Origin of the sequence: Halomicrobium katesii DSM 19301 (genome assembly GCF_000379085.1) — an archaeon.
Taxonomy (GTDB): Archaea; Halobacteriota; Halobacteria; order Halobacteriales; family Haloarculaceae; genus Halomicrobium; species Halomicrobium katesii.
Genome location: NZ_KB905378.1, coordinates 345,294 through 360,878 on the forward strand (window position 1 = coordinate 345,294; position 15,585 = coordinate 360,878).

17 protein-coding genes and 3 pseudogenes are annotated in these 15,585 nt (G+C 63.0%); 8 read left to right on the forward strand and 12 right to left on the reverse strand.

What is annotated here, in order from left to right; genetic code table 11:
• Positions 1–57: 57 nt before the first annotated feature.
• Positions 58–504 (reverse strand): universal stress protein, encoded by a 447-nt coding sequence (locus tag HALKA_RS0101705; RefSeq protein ID WP_018256372.1) that lies wholly within the window; start codon positions 502–504, stop codon positions 58–60.
• A gap of 67 nt (positions 505–571) precedes the next feature.
• Between HALKA_RS0101705 and HALKA_RS0101710 the strand changes: the two genes are divergently transcribed.
• The 3 genes from HALKA_RS0101710 to HALKA_RS0101720 all read left to right on the forward strand — a co-directional run bounded on the left by HALKA_RS0101710 (position 572) and on the right by HALKA_RS0101720 (position 2,813).
• Positions 572–1,027: a universal stress protein gene (locus tag HALKA_RS0101710; RefSeq protein ID WP_018256373.1), complete on the forward strand. Its 456-nt coding sequence runs from the start codon at positions 572–574 to the stop codon at positions 1,025–1,027.
• Positions 1,028–1,070: 43 nt separating this feature from the next.
• A complete protein-coding gene (locus HALKA_RS0101715) occupies positions 1,071–2,150 on the forward strand; it encodes a DHH family phosphoesterase (RefSeq protein ID WP_018256374.1) in 1,080 nt (359 codons plus the stop codon).
• A gap of 207 nt (positions 2,151–2,357) precedes the next feature.
• Entirely contained in the window at positions 2,358–2,813 is a 456-nt protein-coding gene (locus HALKA_RS0101720; protein WP_018256375.1) for a hypothetical protein, read from the forward strand.
• Between the two features lie 7 nt (positions 2,814–2,820).
• Here HALKA_RS0101720 and HALKA_RS0101725 read toward each other — a convergent pair whose 3' ends face one another.
• Positions 2,821–3,252, reverse strand: a complete 432-nt coding sequence (locus HALKA_RS0101725; RefSeq protein WP_020493626.1) for a DUF5807 family protein — start codon at positions 3,250–3,252, stop codon at positions 2,821–2,823.
• A gap of 92 nt (positions 3,253–3,344) precedes the next feature.
• On the opposite strand from HALKA_RS0101725, the gene HALKA_RS21245 reads away from it, so the two are divergent.
• A complete protein-coding gene (locus HALKA_RS21245; protein ID WP_018256378.1) occupies positions 3,345–3,506 on the forward strand; it encodes a hypothetical protein in 162 nt (53 codons plus the stop codon).
• A 260-nt stretch (positions 3,507–3,766) separates the two neighbouring features.
• Here the strand turns inward: HALKA_RS21245 and flaJ are convergent, their stop codons facing one another.
• From flaJ to HALKA_RS0101765, 7 genes and pseudogenes are all read right to left on the reverse strand, one after another.
• Positions 3,767–5,515 (reverse strand): archaellar assembly protein ArlJ/FlaJ, encoded by a 1,749-nt coding sequence (flaJ, locus tag HALKA_RS0101735; RefSeq protein WP_018256379.1) that lies wholly within the window; start codon positions 5,513–5,515, stop codon positions 3,767–3,769.
• Entirely contained in the window at positions 5,515–7,188 is a 1,674-nt protein-coding gene (locus HALKA_RS0101740; RefSeq protein WP_018256380.1) for an archaellum flagellar ATPase motor FlaI, read from the reverse strand. The genes flaJ and HALKA_RS0101740 overlap by 1 nt, the downstream gene beginning before the upstream one ends.
• A pseudogene (locus HALKA_RS22225) lies at positions 7,188–7,781 on the reverse strand (ATPase domain-containing protein); the annotation flags it as partial. The gene HALKA_RS0101740 and the pseudogene HALKA_RS22225, both read right to left, overlap by 1 nt.
• Positions 7,782–7,910: 129 nt before the next feature.
• Positions 7,911–8,525, reverse strand: a pseudogene (locus tag HALKA_RS22230) (CheF family chemotaxis protein); the annotation flags it as partial.
• An 89-nt stretch (positions 8,526–8,614) separates the two neighbouring features.
• The gene (locus tag HALKA_RS0101755) at positions 8,615–9,043 is read right to left on the reverse strand and encodes a DUF7112 family protein (protein WP_018256382.1); all 429 of its coding nucleotides are present in this window, start codon (positions 9,041–9,043) and stop codon (positions 8,615–8,617) included.
• 1 nt (position 9,044) lies between these two features.
• Positions 9,045–9,437, reverse strand: coding sequence for a 30S ribosomal protein S6e (locus tag HALKA_RS0101760; protein ID WP_018256383.1), 393 nt, complete (start codon positions 9,435–9,437; stop codon positions 9,045–9,047).
• A gap of 129 nt (positions 9,438–9,566) precedes the next feature.
• Positions 9,567–9,983, reverse strand: a complete 417-nt coding sequence (locus tag HALKA_RS0101765; RefSeq protein WP_018256384.1) for a dCTP deaminase/dUTPase family protein — start codon at positions 9,981–9,983, stop codon at positions 9,567–9,569.
• Positions 9,984–10,119: 136 nt separating this feature from the next.
• On the opposite strand from HALKA_RS0101765, the gene HALKA_RS0101770 reads away from it, so the two are divergent.
• The 3 genes from HALKA_RS0101770 (at position 10,120) to HALKA_RS0101780 (ending at position 12,005) form a co-directional block, all read left to right on the forward strand.
• Positions 10,120–10,974, forward strand: coding sequence for an IS5-like element ISHmu1 family transposase (locus HALKA_RS0101770; protein WP_018256385.1), 855 nt, complete (start codon positions 10,120–10,122; stop codon positions 10,972–10,974).
• A 187-nt stretch (positions 10,975–11,161) separates the two neighbouring features.
• Positions 11,162–11,599, forward strand: coding sequence for a hypothetical protein (locus HALKA_RS20680; protein ID WP_155119347.1), 438 nt, complete (start codon positions 11,162–11,164; stop codon positions 11,597–11,599).
• 136 nt (positions 11,600–11,735) lie between these two features.
• Positions 11,736–12,005 (forward strand): hypothetical protein, encoded by a 270-nt coding sequence (locus HALKA_RS0101780; RefSeq protein ID WP_015762363.1) that lies wholly within the window; start codon positions 11,736–11,738, stop codon positions 12,003–12,005.
• Here HALKA_RS0101780 and HALKA_RS0101785 read toward each other — a convergent pair.
• Genes HALKA_RS0101785 through pyrG form a run of 3 tightly spaced genes read right to left on the reverse strand, consistent with a single transcriptional unit; the run spans position 12,002 to position 14,879 of the window.
• Positions 12,002–12,313 (reverse strand): DUF7126 family protein, encoded by a 312-nt coding sequence (locus HALKA_RS0101785; RefSeq protein ID WP_018256387.1) that lies wholly within the window; start codon positions 12,311–12,313, stop codon positions 12,002–12,004. The two genes, HALKA_RS0101780 and HALKA_RS0101785, sit on opposite strands and share 4 nt — an antisense overlap.
• Positions 12,310–13,227, reverse strand: a complete 918-nt coding sequence (gene guaA / locus HALKA_RS0101790; RefSeq protein ID WP_018256388.1) for a glutamine-hydrolyzing GMP synthase — start codon at positions 13,225–13,227, stop codon at positions 12,310–12,312. The genes HALKA_RS0101785 and guaA overlap by 4 nt, the downstream gene beginning before the upstream one ends.
• Positions 13,227–14,879 (reverse strand): glutamine hydrolyzing CTP synthase, encoded by a 1,653-nt coding sequence (gene pyrG, locus HALKA_RS0101795; protein ID WP_018256389.1) that lies wholly within the window; start codon positions 14,877–14,879, stop codon positions 13,227–13,229. Before pyrG ends, guaA begins: the two co-directional genes overlap by 1 nt.
• Positions 14,880–15,316: 437 nt before the next feature.
• On the opposite strand from pyrG, the pseudogene HALKA_RS18940 reads away from it, so the two are divergent.
• Positions 15,317–15,585: pseudogene (locus HALKA_RS18940) on the forward strand (IS701 family transposase); the annotation flags it as partial.

The window sequence follows — 15,585 nt, forward strand, 5'->3', positions numbered from 1 at the left end:
CTCGCTTGACCCACGCCGGATCGGTGGAGATGGCGATCCGGCTCGCTTGACCCACGCCTACACCGAGAGCACGGGCTGGCTGGCGTACTCGATGACGTACAGCGCGGCGCGGCCGATCGCGTCCACGGAGTCGTCGCTGCCCGGCTCGCGCGGGACGACGATGAAGTCGGCGTCGAGGTCCTCTGCCACGTCGAGAATGACGCTTCCCGGGGACTGGCGGAGCCGCGTCGGCGAGAAGCCGGCGGCGGTCGAGTGGTTCAGTCCGGCCTCGTGGCCCCGTTCGTCGAGTCGTGACTGCATCTCGGCCGCGAAGACCTGATGCCGGTCGGCGATCGCGTCGGCCTCGACCTCGTCGGCCTCGATCGCCCGGATCAGCGTCTCGTCGAGGACAAAGAGGAGGTGGATCTCGGCGTCGTAGGCGTCGGCGATCGCCAGCGCGTACTCGACGGCCGCCTCGGACTGATTGGAGCCGTCCACCGGCGCGAGCACGAGGTCGATGTCCATATCGACAGGTGCCACCGGACCAGCAAAAAGCCCGCGGCTTTTTGACGCCCCCCGCGGTAGTGGTGGTATGTTCGACACCGTCGTCATCGCGACGGACGGCTCCGCAACGGCCGAGCGGGCCGTCACCGCCGCGCTCGACCTCGCCGGCCAGTTCGACGCGACCGTCCACGCGCTGTACGTCGTCGACTCGGGAGAAGTCGCCGGCTCTCCGGAGGCCGTCCGCGAGGAGTTCGAGCAGGCGCTCGCGACCACCGGCGGCAAGGCGCTGACGTTCGCTCGGGAGGCCGCCGAGGCCGAGGAAGAGGAAGACGCCGTCGTCACGACCGTCCGCGAGGGCGATCCCGCCAAAGAGATCTGCCGCTACGCCGAGGAGATCGACGCCGACGTGATCGCCACCGGGACCCGTGGCCGCCACGGCGAACACGGCTACCTGCTGGGCAGCGTCGCCGAGGGCGTCGTCCGCCGGGCCGAGATACCCGTGTTGACCGTCCGCCAGCTCGAAGAGGCGACGAACGGGCTGTAGGCGAGACCGCGACCTTCTTTGGCCGTCGCCCGCTGGAACGGGTATGGACGACTGGCTCATCGACGACGAGCGGCTCTCGCTGGAGCGGAAATCGATCCTCCCGGGGGAGGGATTCTTCCTCCCGGACTCGATCGAAGAGGAAGAGCAGGAACGCGAGGCCGCCGAGCAGATGGAATCGTCCGAGGTCGTCGTCATCGCAGACCCGGACGCCGACGGGCTGGCCTGCGTCGCGCTCGTTCGCGAGGCGCTTGGCTCGGGATCGCTCGTCCCGGCCGGCCCGCACGAACTCGCCGAAGCGCTCGAATGGGCCGCCGAGTACGTCGACGCCGACGCCACGCTGGTGATCTGTGACCTCTGTCCCGACAGCGAGAGCGATATCGCTGCCCTGGATGATCTCACGGCCCGCATCGGCGACGTGCGCTGGTACGACCACCACCAGTGGGACGACGACCTCGGCGCGGCGGTCGACGACAGCGGCGTCGACCGCACCGTCGGCGACTCCGACGAGGTCTGTACCGCGGACGTGGCCCTCGCACAGCTGGAGTACAACTTCGACGACCGCTTCGCCGAACTCGCCGCCGTCACGCGAGACCACGACCTCTGGATCCGCGACGACGAGCGCAGCGACGACCTGGCGGACCTGAGCTACTGGATCGAGCCAGAGGAGTACATCGAGGCCGTCCTCGAACACGGCCCCGACCTCTCGCCGGAGTGGCACGAGTTCATCGAGGAGAAGCGCGTCGAGAAGGAGGCCCTCATCGAGAAGGCCGTCGAGCGCGCCCAGCTGCGCGACGTGGGCGAGTGGACCGTCGGCGTCACCTACGGCCGCTGCTCCCAGAACGAGGTCGCCGAGGCCCTCCGCGAGCAGGGTGCCGACGCCGCCGTCATCGTCAAGCCCGCCGGCTCCGCCTCGATCCGGGGCACCGAGACCTTCGAGCGCTGCCACGAGGTCGCCGCCCAGGTCAACGGCGGCGGCCACCCCCGCGCCGCGGGGTGCAAGCCCGACGTGTACGAGGACATGCTCGACTACGCCCATCACTGGAGTACTCGCGGTGCGGTGGCGAAGCAGGCCATCGTGGACGCATTCAAGAGACTACCCGAAGAGCCAGAAACGGCGGAGTAGCATACCGCGCCGGAGGCGCGGTTTCACCGGCCTGAACGAAGTGAAGGCCGGCCCTTTTTCGCCACCGGGAGAGCGAGCTCTCTCGAACCTCACTTCGCTTCGCTCAGTGAGACCACGTTTTTCGAGGAGTGGTACGCGAGCGCAGCGAGCGCACCCGACGCTGAAAAAGGTGGGTTTGAAGCGAGCGGGAAACGGACAGATAGTCGTATGTCACCTGCCCTCCATGCGTGGCTGCCAGACCGTCCGGCTATCACCGATTCGCTCACGAGAGCCATCTTCGTCGGTGGTACGCTGTACGTCGTCGAGAGGTCGCTGTCGTACGCTGTCACCGCCGGGCTGGCCTTTCTCGCTTTACAGTTGGTGGCCGACACCGCCGAGAACGTCGTCGGCGACTACGCCGACAACGTTGTCCTCGGGACGCTTATTCTGGGAGCGACCGGCTACGTGGCCGTGCTGGGATCAGCGTTGGGAATCCTCGTCGGCGGCGTCGTCGCTGGTGGGTGGTTCCTCGCCGACGGCGTCCAGCATCTCCGCCACGGAGTCACGCGAGACGAAGTCGGCGTCCCGTACACACACGAGGGCAGTGTCCTCACCGGACTCCCGAAGGCGCTACTGGCGCGGCTCGCGGAGCCGTTGTTGCTCGAAACGCGCGACCGGCAGTAGGACGGCGCTACTCGCCGACGACCCACTTCTCGGAGTACTTCTCGCCGCAGGGACAGACCGCGTAGGCGTGGATCACGTCGCCGTCCTCGTAGATGCCGCCGACCTCCTCGTTCTGTGCTTCGGCGAAGGCAAAGACGAACTTCGCCGTGTGGTTCTCGTCGGGTTCCTCGTCCTCGTTGGGACAGACACCGCCGGTCAGATCGTCAGCGATCTCGCCGTCGGTAGCCATCGCCTCGCGGGCCAGTCCCATCGGGTCGATGCCGGTGGCCGACTGGAAGGCGCTGCGCCCCTGATCGCCGTCGATCACCAGCACCATGCCGTCCTCGACATCCTCTGCGTACTCCGCGAGGGCGTCGGCGTTGCCGACCGCGTCCTCGTGCAGGAAGAAGGCCACGTCCTCGACGCGCTCGCCCGCCAGGAATTCGGTGCGCTTGCTCATACACTGTGTGTGACCGCTTGCGGGGAAAAGCCTCGCGGCTCGTCCGGCCGAAATGACAGTATCTATTGTGACGCCGCTGTCAGCAATCTCGTATGGTCTTCGAACTGATTGCCGGATTCGTCGCTCTCGTCGCCGCGTCGTACATTGGGACGACGATGGCCCTCCGAGGCTACTTTGGCGCGGCGTCGTTCGACCGAGTTCAGCGGCGAGAGTCGGGGGAACCTAACGGCGATGATTCGTCAGCGGACGACTGATACGAATTATTGTAGCGATTTACCGGTGATCGTCTACTCCGTGGCGACGATCACCGGTAAGCAACTACAATAAACTGTATGAGGGTTTCCGATGCAGTCATGTGTAGTTGGATTCGCGCGAACGAGCGGTCCGAAGGACCCGGCAGTTCGCGCGATTCACTCCGAGCGCGCCGAAGGCGCGGCTCGGAGGTGTTTTTGTACTAAATCTTTGCGAGCGGGGGTGCCCGCAGCGAAGCGAGGACACCCCGCGAAGTAAAAATTTAGATGCCGATAAACTGCGTCACCAGCCACTTGGTGGCGATCGAGGTGACGCTGCCGATCCAGGCCAGCAGGACGAAGTGCATGTAGGTGTTACCCTTGTGGCCGCCGTCGACGGTGCGGACCATCAGCGCCGACAGCATCGCGCCGAACATGATGATGATGATCAGCAGGAACTCGATCAGCGGGATGTTGTAGACGCTGGTGTTGATCAGGGTGCTGGCGTCGAACCCGGCGTTCGAGGAGAGGTTCAGCGACATCGACGAGAGGATGTTGACGACCTGCAGGCCGATGAAGAAGGCGAACGTCGACGCCGCGGTGATACCGTACAGGAGCCCGATCAGGGTCGTTGCGGCCTGGTTGCGCTGAGTGCGCAGCGCCTGGATCTCGTTCATGTTGGCCGCGATCAGTTCGCCCAGCAGTTTCGGCGAGCCGCCCATCTCGCGGCCGATGAGGTACATCTCCGAGAACGTCTGAATCAGGTACGATCGGCAGTCGGCGGTGAAGTATCGCCAGGCCTCGGCGGGCTCGATGCGCATGTTGAGTCGCTTGTAGAGGTCGTCGACGTTGGGCGACAGCGCGCCGAAGTCCTTCTCTCGGAGCGTTCGCAGGACCATCGAGGTGGTCGACTGCTTCGCGCCTTCGGTCGCGCCCAGCGCGCGGATGAAGCTCGGGAACTGGTCGTCGCGACCCTTGACCCGCTGTTCCTCCTGTCGGATGACGATTCCGGGAATCAACAGCGGCGTGATCGGGATGGCGGCGTACATCGAGAGCGGGACCCGATCGAGGAAAAAGAGGAGGTCACCCACCGTGATCGGCGAGACGCCGAACATCCCGCCCAGCGAGATGAAGACGAGGACGGCGGTGAGAGCGACACCGACGTAGGTCGCCTTCTCGATGCGGTTCTCGACGTCGGAGGGGTAGTCTTCGGGGTGGAACCACACCGGATCGTAGGGGGCCATCGAGCGGATCGCGAGGTAGAAGCCAGACTGGACGAAGATGTACATGACGATGACGGCGCTGACGGTCATGGTCGGGTCGGTCCCGGTCAACACCGGCAGGACGACGGCGAACACGAGCGCGAACGTCATCGAGAGGACCATCGACAGGTAGAGGTCTTTCATCACTTCGAGGTTGTCCAGCGTCCCCTCGTACACCGTCGTGTAGTTCTGGATGATCTGCTCCTGCTCGCTCAGCAGGTAGTCCTCCAGGGACTGGCCGGCACCGAGCGTGTACGCGAGTCGGTCGAGGAAGTCAGAGACCGCGGCTGAGGGGACTTCTTTGGCGCGGCGGCGGCAGGCGTCGTCGAGGCTCTGGTTCCAGGTGTCGACCAGCTCGACGATCCGGTGCATCTCGTTTGCCAGTTCGCCGTACTCCTCTTCCTGTGCCAGCGTCCGGAACACCTCCATGCGGTCGATCTTCGTCGTCGCCAGCACCGTCATGTGGGTGACCAGCAGGTGAAAGCGGTTGTTGAGCTGGCTGCGGCGCTGTGAGATGAGGATCTTGGGGTAGAAGATCGCCGCGGCCATCGCCAGGAACCCCAGCATCGGGATCGGGGCCCGGATCATCATCGGCAGATCGAGCACCAGTGCGGCGACGGCACTCAGCAGGAAGAAGGCGATCGCCGGCAGCAGGATGAAAAAGAGGTACCGCTGCAGCGGGATGTGCATCTGCCGGTACGCGTCCAGCAGGTCGTCGAAGATCTCGGACAGCGTCAGGTTCAGGGAGTTTTCCGCTTCGTTGGATGCCATCAGTCGGGGCGTGCGATCGTGAAGGGGAGCCCTTCCACGCCGTCACGCTGGAAGTCCTCGATCAGTTGGTTCACTTCGTGGTAGCCGACGATGTTCTCCTGGATCGCCCGGCGGATGATGTTGGCCCGGAACTCCAGTTCGCCGTAGATCTCGCGGGTGTCCTCGTAGCCGAGCAGCGTCGCGATCTGCTCTTCGAGGACGTAGGAGTTGTTCATCGCCTGGAAGTTGATCTCGTCTTCGACGGGGTCCCAGTTGAACGCCTGTCGGGTGACGACGCCGTCCATCTCCTTGGAGTAGCCCTCGATCTCCTGGACCGAGGTGACGCGGCGGAGCACGTCGTCGCCTTGCTTGACGCGGTTCTGGAACAGTGCGATGTCGGCCACGTCCATGAACGTCTCCGGGACGTTGATCGGTTCGCCGGTAAAGCGCTGGATCATCGAGACGATATCGCTGGCGTGGAAGGTTAGCATCACCGGGTGGCCGGTCTGTGCGGCCTGGAACGCCATCCGACCCTCCTCGCCACGGACCTCGCCCACGATGATGTAGTCGGGGCGGGAACGCAGCGCGGCAGCCACGAGGTCGAACATGTCGACGCTCGTGCTCTCGTCCTCGCCCTCGCGCGTGAGGAGCTTCTGCCAGGTGTCGTGGGGCGGCAGCACCTCGGCGGTGTCCTCCGCGGTGTAGATCTTCGAGTCGCGGGGGATGAACGACATGATAGAGTTCAGCGTCGTCGTCTTCCCCGACGCCGTCTCCCCGACGACGAAGACCGTCTGCTCGTTTTCCAGCGCGAGCCAGAGGTACGCCGACAGCTCCGGAGAGAGCGTGTTCCACTTGGTGATCTGGAAGATCGACAGCGGCGTCTCGGTCCCCTGACGGATCGTCAGCGAAGGCCCCTTCGCGCTCACGTCGTCGGAGTAGATCAGGTTCAGACGCGAGCCACCCGGTAGCGTCGAGTCGACGATGGGATCGGAGTCAGAGACCGGATCGCCCATCCGCTCGCCCATGTTTCGCAGCCACTGGTCGAAAGACGCCTCGGACTCCCACTCGACGGTCGTTTCGAGCATGCCGTAGACCTCGTGGTCCACGTGACACTCGTCCCGACCGATGACGTGGATGTCCTCGTTGGCCGGGTCACGCATCACAGGTTCGAGCGGTCCGAGGCCGACGATGTCGCGGTTGAGCCGATAGAGGATGTTCTCGTACGTGCTCTCGGTCACCTCGACCTGTCCGACGCTACCGAGGTTGGCGATACGAGTCAGGACGCCGTCGTTGCCGTCCTCGTCGCGGATCTTGGTCGACTCCTGGAGCAGTTCCTCGATCCGGTCGTCGTACTCGTTTTCGTTCTGCGGTGCGGGCTTGTTGACGGACTTCTGGAGGAGCTTGTTTCGGACCTTGCCGAAGACGACCGACTCGTCCTCGTCGAGTTCCGGCTCGATGGCGTAGTACTTCATGTCCTGTCCGACGTCGCCGTAGACGTGACAGAAGATGGGGCCACCGACCGGGTAGAGGACGTTCGGCCGGTCGGACTCGTAGTCGTCGTCGGCCTCCTCGATGAACTTGGGGAACTCGCCGGTGATCTGCTTGAACTTCTTCAAGTGGTCTCGCAGGTGTGGTCGTCGCGCCGCTACTTGTCGAAGTTCGTCGGATGGCTTGGGTCGTCCGTGATCTGTCATTAGGCAACACTCCTGGATTCGATGACGATGCCGGTCCCCGACCGCACCGAGAACCCGATGGTGTCACCGACCTGTTCGCCCATCCCGGCGAAGCGTTTGACGCTGACCTGCCGGCGCACGTCGTTGCCGACCTCGACCATCTCCAGTTCGATGAACACGTCGGCGATCGCGCGGAAGGGACCGATCGCTTCTTCGGCCAGCGTCGAGGGGTCGACGGTCAGCATGATGCACTTGCCCCGAGAGATCACGTCCCGGAAGAAGGAAATAATCTCCAGGGCGGCCTGTCGCTCCTCGTTCTGGCGGACCAGCGCCTCGAACTTCGGGTCGTTGCGCAGGATGGCGTCGAACGTGTCGATGATGATCACGTCCGACTCCCACATCACCTCGGCCTCCATCAGTCGACGGAGCAGTTCCTTGCGGTCTTGCTCCTCCTCGTTGCCCGAGAAGGTGTTCCCGTCACCGATGTCCGCGTGCAAGAACAGCAGGTTCTCGTCGAGGATGTGATCGACCACGTCGTACGACAGCGAGTGCATCTGGTCGAGGAAGCTCCCGACGGTCAGCTCCGTCGACAGCATCGTCACCGCGGAGCCGTCGGTGCCGACGATGTCTGCCAGTGGCATCCCGTCCATGTCCCCCGTCGAGTAGATGGCGACGAGGATCTCGGTCTTGTCGTCGGTGAGTTCGATGTCTTGCAGATCCTCCATGAGGTCGCTGTACTCGATGCGGAGGTAGCGACCCAGGATCGACATCTTGCGCGGCGACGCCATCGCGGCCATGGTCGTGACGGCAGTGCCGTCGATCATGTGCCGGAAAGTCAGCGTCGGGCGGTCGGAGCCGGAGATCTCGCGGGTCGTGCGCTGGAAGTCGGTGACGGTGGCCAGATCGACGACGAAAACGCCGTCCGACGACCGGAACTCGACAGAGCCGTCCGAGACGAACAGCTTCGCCGTCGAGAACGCGTCGTCGGTGACGCGCCCACCGACGCGTGCCCGCTCTTTGACGGTCGTCTCGGTGCCGTTGAGAATCGCCTTGAACAACACCGTCGAGAACTTCGAGATCTTGTCGTCGTCGCCCTCGACGACCGCGACGTGTCGACTGTCGTTTCGTTCGAAAGCGACGGTGACCGTCGAGTCGAAGAAGTCCCCCAGGTCCGGCGGCACGTGTCCGACCGCGACGTCGAAGATCGACGACAGCGGAATGGTGAATTTGTCGTTCTCGTTGGCCGCCAACACCAGTCGCTTCTGGCTCAGCAACACCCGCCCCTTGACCGGCTCGGTCGTCGCCATCACCTCCGCGTTGAAGTTGCCGACGAAATCAGCGATGACGGATTCCGACATTGATCACTCACCGAGTGCTACTGCGGGCAGAATCTTATGGGTTTCGAGCGAATATCATTCGAGAGAACGGAGAGTCGCCCCGCTGGCGGTCACTCGCCGAGATCGTCCGCGATACTGGCGAGAGAGTCGTCCGGGGAGTCCGTCGCCGTGTAGACGACGCGAGAGCCCGGCGTCCGCAGCCCGTAGGTGTACCCCGCGGTCACGACGTCGAGGTGGACCGAGCCACCGATCGCGCAGTCGCTGTCGGCGAACCACTCGACGAGCCGGTTCTCGCCGTCGCCCTCGCGGGCCAGTCGCCGATTGTCCGCGGCGTGCTGGAGCATCGGCTCGCCGTCCAGCGTCGTCTCGACGCGAGCGTGATACTGCTCGCCGTCGAGCACGCACTCGATCACGTCGCCCTCGGCCACGTCGAGGTCCGCCGGCAGCTCGATCCGCGGGCGATCGGTGCGGCCGACGGAAGCGACCTCGACGCGGCGGGTCTCGACGGCCTCGTGGTCGCTCGGGAGGCGATCTGCCACGTTACTCGTCGTCGCTCTCGCCCAGCAGGTCCGCGACGTCACCGCTGCCCCGTTCGGTGATCGTGGCGTTGATCTGGGCGGTCTCCTCGCTGACCTCGCGGCCGCGGATGGTGATGCGCTTGCGCTCGCCGTCGCGGGTGGGCTTGTAGCCGACGCCGCCGTCGGTGAGGATCGACTTCGTGCCGACGCCGCGCACGTCCGCTCGCATCGGTCGACCGGCCGTGTCAGAGCCGCCGGTCAGTTCGAGCGTGAAGCCGTCGAGACCGGCCGCACTGCCCTCGACCTCGTCGCCGAGTTCGCGGCCCATGAAGCGGTTCGCGTCCTGTCCGTCGACGTCTAGCTGGTAGGTCGTGCCTGTCTCCGGGTCCGAGAGCGCAACGGTGAATTCTGCCATATCCACCGATACTCGACGGCGCTTAAAAAGCGCGTCGGAACCGACTTTCGACGGGACTCGCGAGTGACACGGGGGAAGCCCCGTACGTGTGCGCCACGGACGGCGTGACGCTCGGACTGCCCGGCGGTGTCACTCCTCGGCGTCGACGATCGTGCTCACGCGGGCGTTCTCCTTGATCGCGACGCCGGCACCGCCGACGGTGATCGGAACGCGAGGGAGAGCGTCGACGTGCAGCGTCGGGTGGCTCAGCCCGCGTTCCAGCAGTTCGGTGCGCGGCTGGAGCGTGACCGTCGCCGCCCCCGTCAGGGACTCGTTGTACTCGATCAGGTACTGGCCGGCGCGAAGCTGCCACCACTCGTAGTCGTCCGCGGGATCGCGCTTGGCCGAGGTGTGCGGCGTCGTCTGGGCCGGTTCGAGTTCCCCGCCCCCGAAGTCGACTCGACCCGGCGCGACGATCTCGAAGACGTTCGACACGGTGAGATCGAACCCCGAGTCGGCTGTCTGGGTCGGTTCGTGGACGGCGTCCTCGACGTACTGCTCGTACATACGCGAGCCCTCGGCAGCCGAACAGAAAAGCGTCGGCCGTCTCAGCGCGATAGTGTTCAGATAAGCCGCTGTATTTTCTGAGTTGGGGCGTGTTTAGACGCTAGTAAGAGCGGCTAAATGTCTAACTTACTAGGGAGTGAAGCGGGAAGAGGAGTTTGTGTCCAGCAAACTCGCCCGCTTCACTGATCGGGTTGTCTCGCTTGCTCAAAAAGCCGTCGTCNGCGAACCAGATCCAGCGTACGAAGAAGGAGAAAACGGCTACGCAGATTGGGTGATCGTGGCGATTCACGGCCTCCGCGAGTATCTTGATCACACGTATCGACGGTTGCTGGACGTGCTCCACGAGATGCATGGAATTGTCGCTAAACTCGACCTAGCGGTGGCTGATCTGCCTGATTTCACGACCGTGTGTACGCGCAAGCAGGATCTGGAAATGCGTATTTGGCGCGTCTTGCTGCGGCTGTCGGCGGAGTTGCACGACCTCGGTGATGTTCAGGCAATCGACGCAACCGGCATGGATCGGATTGCTGCCAGCCAACACTACGCAAAACGGACGAACTACACGTTCGAGGCGGTGAAAACGACCCTTCTGAGTGACTGCAAGACTGGTGCGATCCTCGATATACATTGCTCGATGAAACAACCGCACGATTCCAAGGTCGGCTGGCAGATGGTCAAACGTAATCTCGACAAACTGAATATTCTCACCGCCGACAAAGGCTACGACTGGTGGTTACTTCGCCAAAGACTGCGTGCAGAAGGCGTTAAACCGGTGATTAAGCACCGCGAATTCGGCTGGCACGGCGTCGCCAACAATTTCTTGCAAGATGATACGATCTACCATCAACGCTCGAACGCCGAATCCACGTTTTTCGCGCTGCGACGCAAATACGGCGAGATCGTTCGGGCTCGAACCTGGTTCGGTCAGTTCCGCGAACTCGTTCTGAAATGTGCTGTCAGAAACATCGAACTCAGCGTCAGCCACTCATGACCGTGAAATCACGCGTCTAAACAAGGCCAAATTTTGCTCTACTGTATTAAATTATTTTATTGCATTTATTATTAATAATCTATACTATAGTTATTCTTATAAGTTATATTTAATCTATGAAATACACAAATATAAAAAGATTATTTCTTTTCGGTGTGTTTTTCACCATCTGGATTGCATGGTCTCTATGCGCAGAAGAACCCTGATCAAATCGTCCGCCGTCGTCGCCCTCCCCTCGCTGGCTGGCTGTGCAACACTCGGGAACTCCGATCCCCCAGAGATACGATCGACAGTGGAGATTCAGGAAACTAGCTGCGGGCGCACAGAGACGACAGTAGACATCTCGGGCGACCGAACAGCGATAGAGCTAGTGGGCCACGCCGAGGTGCCGTCCGGGTGCTACGTCGTTCAGGACGAGGCCTTCTACCCATCGGCCGATGGGAGCTCGCTCCTCACACTGGATTTCCGCCGAGTGGACAGCGGTGCCCACTGCGTCGACTGCGAAGGTCACGCGACGTATCGTGCCTCGATAACGGTCGAAGAGAACGAGATCACGGAGTTGCGAGTGATCCACAACACGCCAGACGACGAAACTGTCTACGGGACATTCTCGATCGGTGAGTAACACTCGTTCGTCGAAAATCTGCAGTCCCGGCGTACCGGTCCGAAAAATTCCGTTTCGTACCGCGGACGATTTTTGTTTCTCACCCAACAGTATTGGTGTGTGACTTTTTACCATAGAGTGCTGACGAGAAGACGCGATGGCCGTTCACACGACTCCGCCAGACGGGTGGCACAGAGTCCGTGCCACCCATCGGGACCGCAAGTACTCGTCGGCGACGCCGGTGGTGTACGAACACGACGACTCGGGGCGACGTGTCGAGGTCGTCCCGACGCTCGTGCGTGCCCCGGGTGACGGACAGGAGTGGCAGGTGCGAGAACTGTTCAACGGTCGCTCACTGGTGCTCGATAGCGCACCGGACCGAGCGGCGGCGGCCGCGATCGCCATGGAGGCGATGCGGGGGCACTAGAGTTCTTCGGCGACGGCGTCGGGGCCGAGCAGTTGCGGATCGACGACCAGATCCGTCTGCCGGCTGGCGAAGTCGGGCAAGGATCCCTCGGCGTAGGCGACGACGCGCACGTCGGGGTTGAGGTCCTTCGCGACCGCGATGGAGGTCGCCTGTTCGAAATCGGTCAGCAGGAACACGTCGGCGTCGTGGACCCCAGCCTCTTCGAGTCCCGGGCGGTTGCCCAGCGGCGCGTTCGTGACCGTGTGGCCCTCGGCTTCGATCGCGTCGGCGATGTCGTTCTCGTCCGGGCCGGCGATGACGACGTTCATTCGTACTCGATGGTCGCGGGCGGTTTGTGAGTCACGTCGTAGACGACGCGAGCGACGTTCTCGTGGGAGCCCGTGATCCGGGACTGGATGCGCTGGAGGGTCTCCCAGTCGATCTCCTGTGCGCGGGCAGTCATGCCGTCGCGAGACTCGACCGAGCGGACGGCGACGACCCAGCCGTGGACGCGGTTGTCGCCCTTGACGCCCGTGGCCTTGCCGATCACCGCGGCGAGTGCCTGCCAGGGCTCGTACTCTTCGAGTTCGTCCTCGACGACGTGGTTGGCCTCGCGGGCGACTTCCAGTTTCTCCTCGGTGACCTCGCCGATGATCCGCACCGCGAGACCGGGGCCGGGGAACGGCATCCGCTCGGAGATGATCTCCTCCAGGTCAAGCGCGCGTGCGACCTCGCGGACCTCGTCCTTGTAGAGGTCTCGCATCGGCTCGACGATCCCCTCGAAGTCGACGACTTCGGGGAGGCCGCCGACGTTGTGGTGGGACTTGATCGTCCCCTCCGACTCGATCCGGTCGGGGTAGATCGTCCCCTGGACGAGGTAGTCCGCATCGACGTCTTTGGCGACGGTCTCGAACTCCCTGATGAACTGCTCGCCGATGATGTGGCGCTTCTTCTCGGGATCGGTCTCGCCTTCGAGGGCGTCGAGGAAGCGGTCCGTGGCGTCGACGATCCGCAGCGAGTCCATGTAGTCGAAGGTCTCGCGGATCTCGTCGGTCTCGCCCTTGCGCATCAGGCCAGTGTCGACGTACACCGGGGTAAGCTGGTCGCCGACGGCCTCGTAGGCCAGCGCGGCGGCCGTCGAGGAGTCGACGCCACCGGACAGCGCGATGACGGCGTTCGCGTCCCCGACGGCGTCTGCGATCTCGTCGACCTTCTCGTCGATGAACGACTCGACGTCGACCATCAGTGGCTCACCTCCGGATCGGCGGTCGCGGTGTCGTCGTCGAGCACTGCTTCGAGGAGCCCGACGAACGGCGGGCTGGCACGCGTCGGTCGCGAGCGGAACTCGGGGTGGAACTGTGTCCCGATAAAGTACGGGTGGTCGGGCAGTTCGAGGATCTCCATACGGTTGTCCGCGTGCCCCGAGAAGGTCATCCCTTCGGACTCGATGCGCTCGATGTACTCGGGGTTGACCTCGTAGCGGTGGCGGTGGCGTTCGGTACAGCTGTCGGCTCCGTACAGCTCGTGGGCCAGCGTCCCCGGCTCGATATCGGTCTCGTGGGCACCCAGTCGCATCGTCCCGCCCATGTCCTCGATCTCGTACTGTTCGGGGAGGATGTCGATGACCGGATGTGGCGTCTCTTCGTCTAACTCTGTGGAGTGTGCTCCCTCCAGTCCGAGGACGTTGCGGGCGAACTCGACGACGGCCATCTGGAAGCCCAGACACAGGCCCAGGAACGGCACGTCGTTCTCGCGGGCGTAGCGGATCGCCTCGACCTTGCCCGCGGTCCCGCGCGAGCCGAAACCGCCGGGAACCACGACCGCGTCGGCGTCGTGGAGCCGGTCGACGTGGTGGTCGCTCATCTCCTCGGAGTCGACCCACTCGACGTTCACGTCGACGTTCGCTTCGAGGCCGGCGTGTTTCAACGCCTCGTGGACGGACATGTAGGCGTCTTCGAGGTCGTACTTGCCGACCAGCGCCACGTCGATCTCGCCGGTCGTCTGCTGGGTCACGAGTTCGCGCCAGCGGTTCTCCCGTTGCTCGGGTGGGAGCGCCTCGTCGGCGATGTCGAGTTGCTCCATCACGTACTGGTCGAGTCCCGCCTCTTCGACCATCAGCGGGACGTGGTAGATGTCAGAGACGTCGGGGTTAGAGAACACCGCCTCGGTCGGTACGTCACAGAACAGCGCGATCTTCTCGCGGGTGTCGATGTCGAGTTTGTCCTCCGAGCGGCCGACGAGGATGTCGGGCTGGAGCCCGATCGAGCGCAGTTCCTTCACCGAGTGCTGGGTCGGCTTGGTCTTTTGCTCGCCGTTCATCGAGTAGGGGACGAGCGTGACGTGGGTGAAGAGAATGTCGTCGTCGTCCTCCTCGTGGGCGAACTGGCGTAGCGCTTCGAGGTAGGGCATCCCCTCGATGTCCCCGACCGTCCCGCCGACCTCGATGATACACACGTCGTTGCCCTTGGCGGCCTCGCGGATGCGACGCTTGATGTCGTCGGTGATGTGCGGGATGATCTGGACAGTCTTGCCCAGGTAGTCGCCGGCCCGCTCTTTCTCGATGACGTGCTGGTAGGTCTTGCCGGTCGTGATGTTGTGGTCGAAGGTCATGTCGATGTCGAGGAACCGCTCGTAGTTCCCCAGATCGAGGTCGACCTCCCCGCCGTCTTTCAGCACGTACACCTCGCCGTGCTGGAAGGGGTTCATCGTCCCGGCGTCGACGTTGAGGTACGGATCGATCTTGACGGCGGTCACGTCGAAGCCCGCGTTTTTCAGCAGTCGCCCGGTACTCGCGGCGGTGATCCCCTTGCCCAGCCCGGACATCACGCCTCCCGTTACGAAAATGAACTTCCGACCCAGTTCCGGGTCGTACTCAGTCTCAGGTTCCGTCGGCATACCGACGGTCCGCTACCTGTGTTGAAAACCGTTTCGGGAACTTCCTCTCATGAAACGGGTTATCAAGGGAATACGGCAGGTAGGATTATACTGCCGGCTATAGCTTTGCGACGGATTTATAGCCGGTAGTATTAGGCCCGAAAGAATTAGCCTTCGTAAGATACGACAGTTGTTATAACGTTGATTAAAATATGTATGAAGGCAACGGTAGGAGTGCGGCAATTACGTATCAATGACTCGGCGGTCTGAGATCTAACGTTCGGTATCGTTTTCACCTGGGCCGGCTGTCACATCTTCCCACCATGCGTTGGTAGCGTTGCTAAGATTAACGGACAGACCTGCTGGACCGATACTAATTGAGATTGCCGAAGCTATGTCGCTATAACTCAGCTTTGAACGTTGAAGTTGGAGCGTGACATAGGCGGTAGCGAAGACGGATGATGCCGATTACGGACTTCTTGTCGTGTATGCGTGTGTTCGACGAGTTCGAGTCGCTCTCACCGGCGCAACGCTATCACGCCAAAACCTACGCCACAGGTCTTGTTGCGGCCAGCAACAAGACCGTGGCAGGTATCGCACGCGAAGTCCTTCCAGCTGGAGACAAACGCGCTCTCAACAAGTTCCTCACCGAGTACGACTGGGACGAACAGCAATTCAACCACGAACGCCTCGAAGAACTCCAAAAACACGGTGAAACGCGCTGGTC

Excerpts from the sequence above, each read along its gene's own strand:
- HALKA_RS0101710 (WP_018256373.1), top strand. The coding sequence starts at position 572 with ATGTTCGACACCGTCGTCATCGCGACGGACGGCTCCGCAACGGCCGAG.
- HALKA_RS0101720 (WP_018256375.1), top strand. The coding sequence starts at position 2,358 with ATGTCACCTGCCCTCCATGCGTGGCTGCCAGACCGTCCGGCTATCACC.
- HALKA_RS0101740 (WP_018256380.1), bottom strand. The coding sequence starts at position 7,188 with ATGACAGATCACGGACGACCCAAGCCATCCGACGAACTTCGACAAGTA.
- HALKA_RS0101760 (WP_018256383.1), bottom strand. The coding sequence starts at position 9,437 with ATGGCAGAATTCACCGTTGCGCTCTCGGACCCGGAGACAGGCACGACC.
- HALKA_RS20680 (WP_155119347.1), top strand. The coding sequence starts at position 11,162 with ATGCGCAGAAGAACCCTGATCAAATCGTCCGCCGTCGTCGCCCTCCCC.
- HALKA_RS0101780 (WP_015762363.1), top strand. The coding sequence starts at position 11,736 with ATGGCCGTTCACACGACTCCGCCAGACGGGTGGCACAGAGTCCGTGCC.
- HALKA_RS0101785 (WP_018256387.1), bottom strand. The coding sequence starts at position 12,313 with ATGAACGTCGTCATCGCCGGCCCGGACGAGAACGACATCGCCGACGCG.
- HALKA_RS0101765 (WP_018256384.1), bottom strand. The coding sequence starts at position 9,983 with ATGTACGAGCAGTACGTCGAGGACGCCGTCCACGAACCGACCCAGACA.
- HALKA_RS0101725 (WP_020493626.1), bottom strand. The coding sequence starts at position 3,252 with ATGAGCAAGCGCACCGAATTCCTGGCGGGCGAGCGCGTCGAGGACGTG.
- pyrG (WP_018256389.1), bottom strand. The coding sequence starts at position 14,879 with ATGCCGACGGAACCTGAGACTGAGTACGACCCGGAACTGGGTCGGAAG.
- flaJ (WP_018256379.1), bottom strand. The coding sequence starts at position 5,515 with ATGGCATCCAACGAAGCGGAAAACTCCCTGAACCTGACGCTGTCCGAG.
- HALKA_RS0101705 (WP_018256372.1), bottom strand. The coding sequence starts at position 504 with ATGGACATCGACCTCGTGCTCGCGCCGGTGGACGGCTCCAATCAGTCC.
- HALKA_RS21245 (WP_018256378.1), top strand. The coding sequence starts at position 3,345 with ATGGTCTTCGAACTGATTGCCGGATTCGTCGCTCTCGTCGCCGCGTCG.
- guaA (WP_018256388.1), bottom strand. The coding sequence starts at position 13,227 with ATGGTCGACGTCGAGTCGTTCATCGACGAGAAGGTCGACGAGATCGCA.
- HALKA_RS0101715 (WP_018256374.1), top strand. The coding sequence starts at position 1,071 with ATGGACGACTGGCTCATCGACGACGAGCGGCTCTCGCTGGAGCGGAAA.